Annotated in this window: 11 protein-coding genes; all 11 read right to left on the bottom strand. The window is 58.8% G+C overall.

Annotated features, from left to right (window positions below):
- Window positions 1-44: 44 nt before the first annotated feature.
- Window positions 45-1,448 carry a bifunctional threonine/serine APC transporter ThrP gene (gene thrP, locus ACJ8HA_RS15800; protein ID WP_025304867.1) on the bottom strand — a complete coding sequence of 468 codons (1,404 nt, stop codon included), beginning with the start codon at window positions 1,446-1,448 and terminating at the stop codon, window positions 45-47.
- 366 nt (window positions 1,449-1,814) lie between these two features.
- Window positions 1,815-2,555 carry a lipopolysaccharide N-acetylmannosaminouronosyltransferase gene (gene wecG / locus ACJ8HA_RS15795; protein WP_025304866.1) on the bottom strand — a complete coding sequence of 247 codons (741 nt, stop codon included), beginning with the start codon at window positions 2,553-2,555 and terminating at the stop codon, window positions 1,815-1,817.
- 14 nt (window positions 2,556-2,569) lie between these two features.
- On the bottom strand, window positions 2,570-3,937 hold the full coding sequence (wzyE, locus tag ACJ8HA_RS15790) for an ECA oligosaccharide polymerase (RefSeq protein ID WP_043142238.1): 1,368 nt from the start codon (window positions 3,935-3,937) through the stop codon (window positions 2,570-2,572).
- Window positions 3,934-5,019, bottom strand: a complete 1,086-nt coding sequence (locus ACJ8HA_RS15785; RefSeq protein ID WP_099816935.1) for a TDP-N-acetylfucosamine:lipid II N-acetylfucosaminyltransferase — start codon at window positions 5,017-5,019, stop codon at window positions 3,934-3,936. Before ACJ8HA_RS15785 ends, wzyE begins: the two co-directional genes overlap by 4 nt.
- Window positions 5,016-6,266 (bottom strand): lipid III flippase WzxE, encoded by a 1,251-nt coding sequence (gene wzxE, locus ACJ8HA_RS15780; protein ID WP_197813056.1) that lies wholly within the window; start codon window positions 6,264-6,266, stop codon window positions 5,016-5,018. The genes ACJ8HA_RS15785 and wzxE overlap by 4 nt, the downstream gene beginning before the upstream one ends.
- A gap of 1 nt (window position 6,267) precedes the next feature.
- Window positions 6,268-7,398 carry a dTDP-4-amino-4,6-dideoxygalactose transaminase gene (gene rffA / locus ACJ8HA_RS15775; protein WP_049203642.1) on the bottom strand — a complete coding sequence of 377 codons (1,131 nt, stop codon included), beginning with the start codon at window positions 7,396-7,398 and terminating at the stop codon, window positions 6,268-6,270.
- On the bottom strand, window positions 7,385-8,116 hold the full coding sequence (gene rffC, locus ACJ8HA_RS15770; protein WP_197813057.1) for a dTDP-4-amino-4,6-dideoxy-D-galactose acyltransferase: 732 nt from the start codon (window positions 8,114-8,116) through the stop codon (window positions 7,385-7,387). The genes rffA and rffC overlap by 14 nt, the downstream gene beginning before the upstream one ends.
- Window positions 8,094-8,975 carry a glucose-1-phosphate thymidylyltransferase RfbA gene (rfbA, locus tag ACJ8HA_RS15765; RefSeq protein ID WP_049295055.1) on the bottom strand — a complete coding sequence of 294 codons (882 nt, stop codon included), beginning with the start codon at window positions 8,973-8,975 and terminating at the stop codon, window positions 8,094-8,096. The genes rffC and rfbA overlap by 23 nt, the downstream gene beginning before the upstream one ends.
- A gap of 49 nt (window positions 8,976-9,024) precedes the next feature.
- Window positions 9,025-10,092, bottom strand: a complete 1,068-nt coding sequence (gene rffG / locus ACJ8HA_RS15760) for a dTDP-glucose 4,6-dehydratase (RefSeq protein ID WP_197813058.1) — start codon at window positions 10,090-10,092, stop codon at window positions 9,025-9,027.
- On the bottom strand, window positions 10,089-11,351 hold the full coding sequence (wecC, locus tag ACJ8HA_RS15755) for a UDP-N-acetyl-D-mannosamine dehydrogenase (protein WP_197813059.1): 1,263 nt from the start codon (window positions 11,349-11,351) through the stop codon (window positions 10,089-10,091). The genes rffG and wecC overlap by 4 nt, the downstream gene beginning before the upstream one ends.
- Window positions 11,348-12,478 carry a non-hydrolyzing UDP-N-acetylglucosamine 2-epimerase gene (wecB, locus tag ACJ8HA_RS15750; protein ID WP_049295053.1) on the bottom strand — a complete coding sequence of 377 codons (1,131 nt, stop codon included), beginning with the start codon at window positions 12,476-12,478 and terminating at the stop codon, window positions 11,348-11,350. The genes wecC and wecB overlap by 4 nt, the downstream gene beginning before the upstream one ends.
- Window positions 12,479-12,560 lie beyond the last annotated feature (82 nt).

Here is a 12,560-nt window from a genome sequence, read left to right as displayed (position 1 = left end):
CACTCCTGCGCAGGAAAGCGCACTCCGTAGCCCCTTTTCACCGTTTATTGCCGCGTTTCTACCCGATTTTCAGCCGGATGATGTTTCTTATGCATACCGAAAGCGAAGTAGCACAGGCTGACGCCGGCTAAGAAAATCGCCCCGACCAGCAGGGAAATTCGCGTATCTGGGTTGATTCCCATGCCGACCAACACGCAAACCAGAAAAGCGATGGTCAGATAGTTCACATACGGGAACATGATCGACTTAAAGCTGTGGGTTTTGATCGCTTCCTTATGGGCACGGCGGAAATAGAGCTGGCTTATCAGCACCACGAACCACGGCACCATGCCCGGCAGCACGCTGGCGCTGTAGACATACACGAACACCTGCTCCGGATTCGGGATGATGTAGTTCAGCGCGGACCCCACCAACAGACAGGCGATGGTGACGGCGATGCAGTTCACCGGCACACCGCTGGCGGAAAGCTTGGTCAACGCCGCCGGCAGTTGGCGGTTCTTGGCCAGGGCGTACAGCATGCGGCCGCCGCTGTACATGCCGCTGTTGCAACCGGAGAGCGCGGCGGTCAGCACCACAAAGTTGATAATGCCGGCGGCGGCGACGATGCCGATCTTGGCGAAGGTCAGCACAAACGGGCTGCCGGTGGTGCCGATGCCGTTCCACGGGAAGATGGTCACGATGACGAAGATTGCGCCGACATAGAAGATCAGGATGCGCCACAGGATATTGTTGATCGCGCGTTTCAGCGTCACCTGCGGGTTCTTGGCTTCCCCGGCGGTGATGCCTACCAGCTCAACCCCCTGATAGGACGCCACCACGATGCACAGCGCAAACAGGAAGCCTTTCCAGCCACCGGCAAAGAAACCGCCGTGCGCCGTCAGATTGGCGAAACCGATAGGCTCACCGCCGTTGCCGAAACCGAAGAAGATCACCCCCAGCCCCACCAGAATCATCACGATGATGGTGGTGACCTTGATCATGGCGAACCAGAACTCCAGCTCACCGTACAGGCGCACCGCCGCCAGGTTGGCCAGCGCCACCATCGCCACGGCGATCAGTGCAGGCACCCACTGCGGTATTTCCGGGAACCAGAACTGCACATACACCCCGATGGCGGTGATCTCAGAAATACCAACGGCGATCCACATAAACCAGTAGCCCCAGGCGGTCAGGTAACCGAAGTAGGGATTCATGTACTTATGCGCGTAAACGGCAAACGACCCGGCGACCGGCTCGAGGAACAACATCTCCCCCATCGAACGCATAATGAAAAACACGAACAGCCCGGCGATGATGTAAGCCAGCAGCACCGACGGCCCGGCCCATTTCAGCGTACTGGCCGAACCCATAAACAGGCCGACGCCGATGGTGCCCCCCAGAGCGATAAGCTCGATGTGCCGGGCCTCAAGGCCCCGGTGTAGCCCTTGCGGTTTCTCTTTGTGTGCCATAAATCCTCAATAATTTTTCTCGGGTTGTGTTTGCCTGCCGGCCGCTGCCGGTCGTTATTGTCATTATTAAAAGAATAAATCATCCCCTGCCGTTCGGGTTGGCATCAACGGGTAGTCGGAGCGAAGTTACCGTGAGAAGAACATCGTTCAGTGCTGTCGCATCAGGCTTCAGCGGCCGGGGATAATTTCCGGGCGGTATCGTTTCGCATTTCGCCGCTATAAGCAAACCGCAATTTAAAACTTTATGGAATAAATGCGGCTGCGTTTAGGGCTGGGGGTTATAGATATGCGGGAGAAACGTGCAAAAGCAGATTATTGGTACAGCAGACCGGAGCGGAACAGCACTTTCCGCCCCGGATGTAGAGGTTACATCTTGCCGCTGTAGTAGTAGCCGACAAACTTCAACAGCTTCAACTGCCGGCCGATGCGGCTGGGCTGGCTGAGCAGGCGGTAGAGCCACTCCAGACCGAGGTTCTGCCACACCTTGGGCGCACGCTTCACGTGGCCGGTAAAGACGTCGTAGGTGCCGCCCACGCCCATGTACAGCGCCTGCGGATGCACCTTGCGGCAGTCGCGCATCAGGATCTCCTGCTTCGGCGATCCCATCGCCACCGTCACGATAGCGGCACCGCTGGCGCGAATACGCTCGAACAGCGCCTCACGTTGCTCCGGTTTGAAATAGCCATCCTGGCTACCCACCAGGTTGACATTCCACTGGCTGCGCAGCTTTTGCTCGGTTTCCGCCAGCACCTCCGGCTTGCCGCCGACCAGGAAGACCGGCGTGCCTTCACGACCGGCGCGCTGCATCAAGGCTTCCCACAGATCGGCGCCCGCAACGCGCGAAACGTCCGCCGCCGGGTATTTGCGGCGAATCGAGCGCACCATGCTGATGCCGTCGGCGTACTTGTACTCCGCCTCATCCAGCAACGCATGCAGCGCCGGGTCCTCTTCCGCCTTCAGGATCTTTTCCGCGTTCATGGCCACCAGCGTGCCCTGTTTGACCCGGCCGCCGTCGAACAGAAAGTCCATGCAGTGCGCCATATCGCGAAAGCCCCACAGGCTGAAACCGCGCAGCTCATACTGCGGCACCGAAATCTTTGTTTCCATCGTTCTCATTACCCTTACAAAAGACCGTTCGCCCGAGGCGGAGACGCCAGCGCGCGGGCGCGCGTCACTCTGGCCTTGATGAGCCCGGCGGTATCGAACAGCCAATACAGCAACTTCGCCAGCACCAGACAGGCGCCGAAAATAATGCAGAAGAACACCACGCGCGACACAAATGAGTCCACCCCTTCACGCGCCAATACGATTATGTTGAACACCGCACCGAAGCAGAAGCCTTGCAGAATGGCCGCCTTATAGCGGTTCGGTTCGGTTTTACCCAACTCATACAGCCAGTCGAACCACTTGATGATCATGCCCACCAGAATCGCGCCGAGCGGGATAAACAGCGCGCCGCCCATCACCACCAGTGAACCGATCAGCGTCGGGGAAATCGCCAGCCCGGAGTGATTGTTCAGCACTTCCCAGGTGAAATAGTTGGCTGAGTTCAGCACCACGTCCGGCCGGCCCGGCCATAGCCACGTTGGGATAAAGACGTAGAAATCACGCAGGATCGGCGCCAGGCCCTGGAAATCGATCTTGTCGTAATTTTGCAGCAGCAGCGCCAGATTTTCCCACGGCGAGAAGGTGTCTCGGGTCAGATAGAGGAAGGTATAAAACGCTTCCGCGCCGCTGACGTCCAGGCTGTAGCGCTTCAACGCCAGCCAGAACATGCCGACCACGCCGAATATGCCGGCCGCCGCCAACATCCACAGCGTGATCCAGCCGCGCACGATGCCGATAAACAGGAACAGCGCGAAGGCGATGATGATATTGGCGCGGGTGCCGCCGACGATGACGTAGGTCAGAATGCCGAACGCCACCGTCGCCACCAGGAACAAGAACCAGGCGCGCAGATCCTGCCGCAGGAAATAGACCACCAGCATCGCCGGAATGAAGAAGTAGAAGAACCGTTTGAGCGCCACGCCGGACACGTCGCTGGAGAAGATCTGGCTGTAGGAATTGAGCTTGAACAGCAGGAAGCCGTTCTGCATGAAGAAGATACCCACGGTCCCGATCGCCACCAGGGCCAGAAGCACCCAGGTCATATGGGTTTCCACCCGGTTCATGGTGAACAGCGCCGCACGCGGCTGAGAGCGGCGCTTGCGCAGCCGGGTCTTGTAGGTGACGTAATAGATGGCGTAAAACGCCGTCGCCGACAGCAAGGCGTACAGCAGAAACTCCACCGGCACCACCTCGACGTCAAACTGAAACACCAGCAGACAGGTCAGCGGGAAGCCGAAATAAAACGTCAGCAAATACAGCAGCGAGAAGAAGACGTTGAAGTTAAAGCGCACGCGCCGAAACTCCTGGTAGGTCAGCGTCAGAATAAACGTCAGGCTGACCAGGTAGACGACGAACAGGCCGCCGAATTGCGCCAACGTCATGAGTGCTCTCCCGCCGCCAGCGCCAGAGCTTGCTGCCAGCCGTCGACATAGTTCGGATTGAAGAAGGCGATCGCCTGTTTATCTACCGCCGCCAGCTGACGCTGCGCTTCGCGCACTACCGCCTCGTCGAGAGAATCGCCGTAGAACAATACTGGCAGGTGCTGTTCCGCCAAGTCCTGCCAGAACGGGTTTTGCCGGCTGAGCACGAAAGGTACGCCAAACTGAATCAGCAGGCACAGGGTGCCTATCCCCTGCTGGCGATTGAAAATGAAATAGCCGAGATCGCAGGCGCGCAGGATGTTGAGATAGTCTTCAAACGCCACCTGCTGCGTGAGCAGCTGCAGATTTTTCTCGCCGAACAGCGGCAATCCGGCGGCACGCACCTGCTCGATGTAAGCGTCGTTATTGGCCGGATAGCCCATCGGCAGGATCACGCGCACGTCGGCGCCGAACTGCTGATGGATCGCCTGCAGTGCTTCGATATGCCGATTGCTGCGATCGCCGGAGTTGCCCACCAGAATCGTCATCGGCCCGGCCAGGTTTTTCTCGACGTGAACGTCGGTCAGCGCCGGATCCATGCGGGTCGGGAAGTACAGCAGCGAAGCCGGTACCCGCGCATGGCGCTGCTGGTAGTGAATCACGTCGCCGCGGGTAGCAAATACATTCCCCACCCGCCCCTGGGCAATGCGGCGCAGCAGATAAAACAGCCTGAATTTCCAGCTGGTGGCGTCTTCGTACAGATCGGCGCCCCAAATATGCCAACTGATCTGACGCGCCTTGATCTTGCCGCTCAGCAGCGCCAGCCACAGCCCCGGATTGAACTGGCCGTGCAGGAAGAAGCGCGCAGCGCGATCGGCCTGGGCGCGGGCGATCACCGCCGCCGCCAGGCTTTTCTTATCGGCGTAAGGCTCAATATTCAGGGCGGGGAAATCCCCCAGTGCCGCCACATCCTTGGCCGCCACCATAAAATGCCGCGTCTGCTCAGCCGGCAAACGCGGCGCCAGCACGTCGTTGAAGAAGCGCAGCACCGTCTGGTTATGATGCGGGATATCGGATCCCAGAACGTGAATCAGTGTGGTCATACTCGTCTACGATAAATAAGAAACACGCAGCTACAGAGCGCGAAATACACGATGTAGGTTGCCATATAGGCCTGAGCCGCCCCCAGCGCGCCGTGCTGCGGGATCAGCCAGTGCGAGAACAGCGTCAGCAGCAGAAACTGGCTGACTTCCGTCAGGATATAAAAGCGCAGCGACGCTTTAGCGATCACCAGATAGCCGAATACATAAGCCCCGACTTTCAGCACGTCGCCCACCAGTTGCCAGGCAAACAGATCGCGCATGGCGACGAATTTATCCGAGAACAGCAGCCAGATAGCGAAATCGCGCAGCACCCAGACCGTAAAGCTCGCTGCCGCTACCGCCGGCAGCACGAATTTCAGCGAGCGCACGATCTCCCGCGAGATGGCGCCCTTGTCCGTCAGCCGCGACAGCGTCGGCAGCAGATAGACGGTAAACGAGGCGGTGATAAACTGCAGATAGGCATCGGAAATGCTGCTGACGCCTTGCCAGATCCCCACCTCATCCCAACCGTAATGCGCGGCCAGCAGGTTTCGCATCATGACGTAGGCCACCGGCAGCGTCACCGAGGTGATCAACGCCATGACGGTGAATTTGCCGAGGTTACCGGCCACCCGTTTGTCCCAACGCAGCGCCAAATAGCACAGCGGCAGCGTTTTGCGCCGCCACAGCATCAGCCCGGCCGGCAGCACCACCAACGCCGGCACCAGCGCCAGCCCCGCCAGCGCACCTTCATAGCCGCCCAGCTTGAAGCACAGGTAATATGCCACCACGCCGATCAGGCTACCGCCGATCACCGCCAGCGCATTGCCCATCGCGTCGCGATAGCCTTTCAGCACCGCCATGAACAGGTTGGCGTAGGCGATGCCCATCTGAATGAAAGCGACGGCGCGCACCACGCCGACGTAATCGGCATGCCCGAACAGCCCGATGCTGATCGGTTCGGCGGCGAACAGAAACACCAGCGCCAGCAAGGTCGAAAAGCCCAGCACGATGCTCGACGCGGTACCGACCGCCAGGCGCAAACGCTGCGGATCCTGATGGTACTCCGCAACGTATTTGGTTATACCGTTAAAAATACCCGCGCCGGACAGCACGCCCAGCACGGTGATCAACTGGCGAAAGTTACCCGCCTGCCCCACGCCGCTGGGGCCAAACGCTACCGCCAGCAGTTTCACCACCAAGAGCCCCACGCCAATTTTGATCAGCGTGGAGCCGGCGGTCCATATCGATGCTTTTGCCAACGACATATCAGGCAAAGAAGCTCAGGATGGTATTGATTACCGTACGCTGATTGACATCAGACATATTGTAGAACAGCGGCAAGCGCACCAGACGCGCACTTTCCTGCGTGGTGTAACGATCTTCGCCGGCAAAGCGGCCAAACTGTTCGCCGGCCGGGCAGTCATGCAGCGGGATATAGTGGAACACGGCCATGATTTCGGCTTCCTTCAGGTAGTCGATAAAGGCCGTGCGCTCTTCGATATCACGCAGCTTGATATAGAACATGTGCGCGTTATGCACGCAGTCGGCTGGGATGCTCGGCAGTTCGATGCGGCCGGCCTTTGCCAACGACAGGAAGCTGTCGTAGTACTTCTGCCACAGTGCCAAACGGCGCTGGTTGATGCGTTCCGCCACTTCCAGCTGGCCCCACAGGTAAGCGGCCTGCAGGTCAGACATCAAATAGCTGGAACCGATGTCGCGCCAGGTATATTTATCGACCTGGCCACGGAAGAACTGGCTGCGGTTGGTGCCTTTCTCGCGGATGACTTCCGCCCGATCGATCAGGGCCGGATCGTTCACCAACGTCGCGCCGCCTTCGCCGCCGGCGGTGTAGTTTTTGGTTTCATGGAAGCTGAAGCAGCCAATATGGCCAATGGTGCCCAATGCCTTGCCTTTGTAGGTCGACATCACACCCTGCGCGGCGTCTTCCACCACGAACAGGTTATATTTCTTCGCCAGCGCCATGATGGTATCCATCTCGCAGGCAACGCCGGCATAGTGCACTGGCACAATCGCGCGGGTTTTATCGGTGATCGCCGCTTCGATTTTGGTTTCGTCGATGTTCATGGTGTCCGGCCGCAGGTCGACGAACACCACTTTGGCACCGCGCAGCACAAAGGCGTTGGCGGTTGAAACGAAGGTAAAGCTCGGCATGATCACTTCGTCACCCGGCTGAATATCCAGCAGGATGGCGGCCATTTCCAACGACGCGGTGCAGGAAGGCGTCAACAACACTTTCGCGCTGCCGAAACGCTGTTCCATCCACTGCTGGCAGCGACGGGTAAAGCCGCCGTCGCCGCACAACTTACCGCTGCCCATAGCAGCCTGCATATATTCCAGTTCAGTGCCAACAACCGGTGGAGCGTTAAATGGAATCATGTCTACCTCTGTATAACCAGTACGCGGTGCTTTCAATCACGGCACCCTGTCGTTGATAGAGTCGTAATGCGGCGATATTGCTTATCTGGGTCGCGACCCGTAGGCGCTGCATCCCTTGCCGCCGACATTCGGCCAGCGCCGCCGTCATCAGCCTGGCGCCCACGCCACGGCCAGATGCGCCGGGGAAAACCGCCAACAGGCCGATGCGCGTTTCCTGGCCGCCAATGTCACGCAGGCTGACAAATCCCTCTGGCCGCCCCTGTTCGTCCAGCGCCAACAGGCACTGATGATCGAAGGTACCCAGAACGGCCTTTTCGATCCACAAAGCATAAAACCGGCCGCTGTCATCAGGTTGATACCAGGGGGTACGAAAGCGGCTGACGGTGAACGCCTGAGCCGCCGCGGTGCGCAATGCCGGGATATCGGCTTCTGCCGCCAGGCGGGACGTCTGGGCGACGAAACCCGGTTCAACCACGTGATCATGCTCAAGAGCCAGAACCAGATCGACCTCGCCCTCAACCAGGCGAAATCCCAAATCAGCCAGACCGTCCGCCAACGCAAGGTGCTGAGCGGGGACTTTGGCCTGCACCAAGGCATAAGCCGCCAAGTCGGCCTCAGCCAGAACCGGGGCTGAGGAGGAAAAGCTGAGTTTCGCGCTGTCTAGCGCGAAAAACTCGCTTTCCCACGCCAAAGGCTCAATAGTGGCGTGGACGCACATGCAGTAAATCCAGCAAATACTTGCCATAGCCCGTTTTGGACAAGGAGTGGGCGGCACGTTTGACGCCCTCATCATCCAGCCAACCGTTGCGCCAGGCGATCTCTTCCAGACAGGCGATTTTAAAGCCCTGACGTTTCTCGACCGTCTGCACGAAGCTGCTGGCTTCTAGCAGACTGTCGTGAGTCCCGGTGTCCAACCAGGCGAAACCACGTCCCAACAGCTCGACGGTCAGTTCACCGCGCTCCAGATACATCTGGTTGATGCTGGTGATTTCCAGCTCGCCGCGCTCGGAAGGCTTCACCTGCTTGGCAAACTCCACCACTTGGCTATCGTAGAAGTACAGACCGGTCACCGCCCAATCGGATTTCGGTTTCTTCGGCTTTTCTTCGATCGACAACGCACGGAAGTTATCGTCAAACTCCACCACGCCAAAGCGTTCAGGATCCATGACCTGATAACCGAATACGGTGGCCCCCTCGGTGCGGGCCGCGACGGTTTTTAATTTCGGGCTGAAAGATTGGCCGAAGAAGATGTTATCGCCCAACACCAGGCAGCAAGAATCGCCGTTGATAAACTCCTCGCCGATCAGGAACGCCTGGGCCAGGCCTTCAGGCTTAGGCTGCGCAGCGTAGCTGAGATTGATGCCGAATTGTTCGCCGTTACCCAGTAAACGCTCGAAGGACGGCAGATCTTCCGGGGTCGAGATGATCAAAATATCGCGGATCCCCGCCAGCATCAGTACCGACATCGGGTAATAGATCATCGGCTTATCGTAAATCGGCAACAGCTGTTTCGAGACTCCGCGGGTAATCGGATGCAGACGCGTCCCGGAACCCCCAGCCAGTACAATACCTTTCATACTTGCTCCCAAATCCGCAGTGCCTTATAAAGACAGCACTGCGCTACATTCACTCGGACAGCCCCAAACGCTCGCCGGCATAAGAACCGTCTTGCACCCGGCGCCACCATACCTCGTTGTTCAGGTACCAAACCACGGTTTTGCGAATGCCGCTTTCGAACGTTTCCTGCGGCCGCCAGCCCAGCTCACGATCAATTTTGCCGGCGTCGATGGCGTAACGCATGTCGTGGCCCGGACGATCCTTCACGTAAATGATGAGATCGCGGTAGTGCGCCACGCCCTGTGGTTTGTTTGGCGCCAGTTCTTCCAGCAGATCGCAGATGGTCTGTACCACTTCGATATTCTTACGCTCGTTGTGGCCACCAATATTGTAAGTTTCGCCCACCACGCCTTCGGTCACGACCTGATAGAGCGCACGCGCGTGATCCTCGACATACAGCCAGTCGCGCACCTGCGCGCCGTTGCCGTATACCGGCAGCGGTTTACCGGCTACCGCATTCAGGATCACCAACGGAATTAACTTCTCCGGGAAGTGATAAGGACCGTAGTTATTCGAACAGTTAGTCACGAGGGTCGGCAAACCGTAGGTGCGTAACCAGGCACGCACCAGATGATCGCTCGACGCCTTGGAGGCGGAATACGGACTGCTCGGCGCATAGGGCGTGGTTTCGGTGAACAGATCGTCGGTGCCGTGCAGGTCGCCGTACACTTCATCGGTGGAGATATGATGGAAACGGAAAGCCAGCTTCTTCTCCGCCGCCAACGGCTGCCAGTAATGGCGCGCCGCTTCCAGCATCGTGTAAGTGCCAACCACGTTAGTCTCGATAAAGGCCGCCGGGCCGTCGATAGAACGATCGACGTGGCTTTCCGCCGCCAGGTGCATCACTACATCCGGTTGATACTGGGCAAATACCCGATCCAACCCGGCGCGATCGCAGATGTCGACCTGCTCAAAAGCATAGCGCTCGCTCTCGGCCACCACCGCCAGCGACTCGAGGTTACCGGCATAAGTCAGCTTATCCACCACCACCACGCTGTCGCCGGTGGCCTCGATGATGTGCCGCACAACTGCGGAGCCAATGAAACCGGCACCACCGGTGACTAAGATACGCTTCAACGCCAAACCCCCTTGGTATCCACAATCCAGCTTTGCTTAATCTCTTCCGGCCGGATGGCCTTGAACTGTTGGTGATCGACCAACATCACGATCACATCGGCCTGCTGCAACGCCTCGGCAATCGGCGTCAACGTCACATGGCCCGCCAGCGACTTCGGCAACTGTTCGACGTTCGGTTCCACCGCCAGCGTTTCGCCGACGTGCCATTCGGCGATCAGGTGCACCACCTCTACCGCCGGGCTTTCACGCAAATCGTCGATATTCGGCTTGAAGGCCAGGCCGAAACAGGCAATTTTCACCTCGGACGCGCGCTTGTCGGTGGCGGCCAGGCAATCGGCCACCGCCGCTTTCACACGGTCGACCACCCACAGCGGTTTGCCGTCGTTCACCAGGCGTGCGGTGTGGATCAGGCGCGCCTGCTGCGGATTCTGCGCCACGATAAACCACGGATCGACGGCAATGCAGTGACCGCCGACGCCCGGCCCCGGCTGCAGAATATTCACCCGTGGATGGCGGTTTGCCAGGCGGATAAGCTCCCAGACGTTGATCCCCTGCTCGGCGCAAATCAGCGACAGTTCGTTGGCAAAGGCGATATTCACGTCGCGGAAGCTGTTTTCCGTCAGCTTGCACATCTCGGCGGTGCGCGAATTGGTGACCACGCATTCCCCCTCGAGGAAAATCTTGTACAGCTCGCTGGCGCGCGCCGAGCACTTCGGCGTCATGCCGCCGATCACGCGATCGTTTTGAATCAGCTCCACCATCACCTGCCCCGGCAACACGCGCTCCGGGCAATAGGCGATATTCACGTCCGCCGCTTCACCCGCGTGCTGCGGGAAGCTGAGATCGCTGCGCGCCTGCGCCAACCATTCCGCCATCTGTTCAGTGGCGCCCACCGGCGAAGTGGACTCAAGGATCACCAAATCGCCTTTTTTCAGCACCGGCGCCAGCGATTTCGCCGCCGCCTCGACATAGGCCAGATCCGGCTCATGGTCGCCCTTGAAAGGCGTAGGCACCGCGATCAGGAACGCATCGGCCGCCAGCGGTTTGGTCACCGCCTGCAGGAACCCGCCGTCGACGGCGTCCTTGACCACTTTATCCAGATCCGGCTCAACGATGTGGATCGCGCCGCGGTTAATGGTATCTACCGCATGTTGGTTAACATCTACACCCACCACTTTTTTCTTGCGGGAGGCAAACGCCGCCGCCGTTGGCAAGCCGATATAACCCAGGCCGATAACCGAAATAGTGTCAAAACTCATAGTTTCACCTGATGATTCTTTAAAGCTTCGAGGATACGCTGACAGGCATGCCCGTCACCGTACGGGTTGTGCGCCCGACTCATCGCGTGATATTCGCTTTCGTCCGTCAACAGCCGGGTCACCGCTTCAACAATTTTGGCCACATCGGTGCCGACCAGGCGCACCGTGCCCGCATCTACCGCCTCAGGGCGCTCGGTGGTGTCGCGCATCACCAGCACCGGCTTGCCTAACGAGGGCGCCTCTTCCTGAATGCCGCCGGAGTCGGTCAGGATCATGTAAGCGTGAGTCATCAGATAGACAAACGGCAAATAATCCTGCGGTTCGATCAGCATGACGTTGTCGATGCCTTTCAAAATACGATTCACCGGCTCGCTGACATTCGGATTGAGATGCACCGGGTACACCACCTGCACTTCCGGGTGGCTGCGGGCGATCTCCGCCAGCGCGCTGCAAATCCGCTCAAAACCGCCGCCAAAGCTTTCCCGGCGATGGCCGGTGACCAGAATCAGTTTTTTGTCGGCATCGAGGAACGGGTAACGCTGCGCCAGGCCAGCACGCAGCGCAGCATCGCTCATCACGCGATCGCGCACCCAGAACAGCGCGTCGATCACCGTATTGCCGGTCACGAAAATACGGTTGTCCGGCAGCAGCTCGCGCAACAGGTTTTGGCGCGAGTTCTCGGTTGGCGCGAAATGGTACATCGCCAGATGGCCGGTCAGTTTGCGGTTGGCCTCTTCCGGCCAGGGAGAATACAGATTGCCGGTACGCAGCCCGGCCTCGACATGCCCAACGGGGATGCGTTGATAGAACGCCGCCAGGCTGGTCGCCAGCGTGGTGGTGGTATCGCCGTGCACCAGCACCACGTCCGGTTTGAAGTCTTCCAGCACCCCTTTCAACCCTTCCAGGATGCGACAGGTGATTTCCGTTAGCCCCTGGCCGGGTTTCATGATGTTCAGGTCGTAATCCGGCGTGATCTCAAACAACCGCAATACCTGATCCAACATCTCACGATGCTGTGCCGTTACGCAGACTCTTGCGTCAAAGGCCTCATCCTGGGCCAGTGCATGTACCAGCGGCGCCATTTTAATGGCTTCAGGTCTGGTGCCGAAAACAGTCAACACTTTCACAGCGAATCTCTTTTGGTCGGTTAATCGCAGGCACCGCCTGCGAATGGGGAGCTCACGCGCCCTGCATCAGATTATTATATTA

Source organism: Serratia sp. CY33802, from assembly GCF_052169095.1.
Classification (GTDB): Bacteria; Pseudomonadota; Gammaproteobacteria; order Enterobacterales; family Enterobacteriaceae; genus Serratia; species Serratia bockelmannii.
The sequence above is the reverse complement of the archived record's forward strand: the minus strand, read 5'-3'. Positions and strand labels throughout refer to the sequence as shown.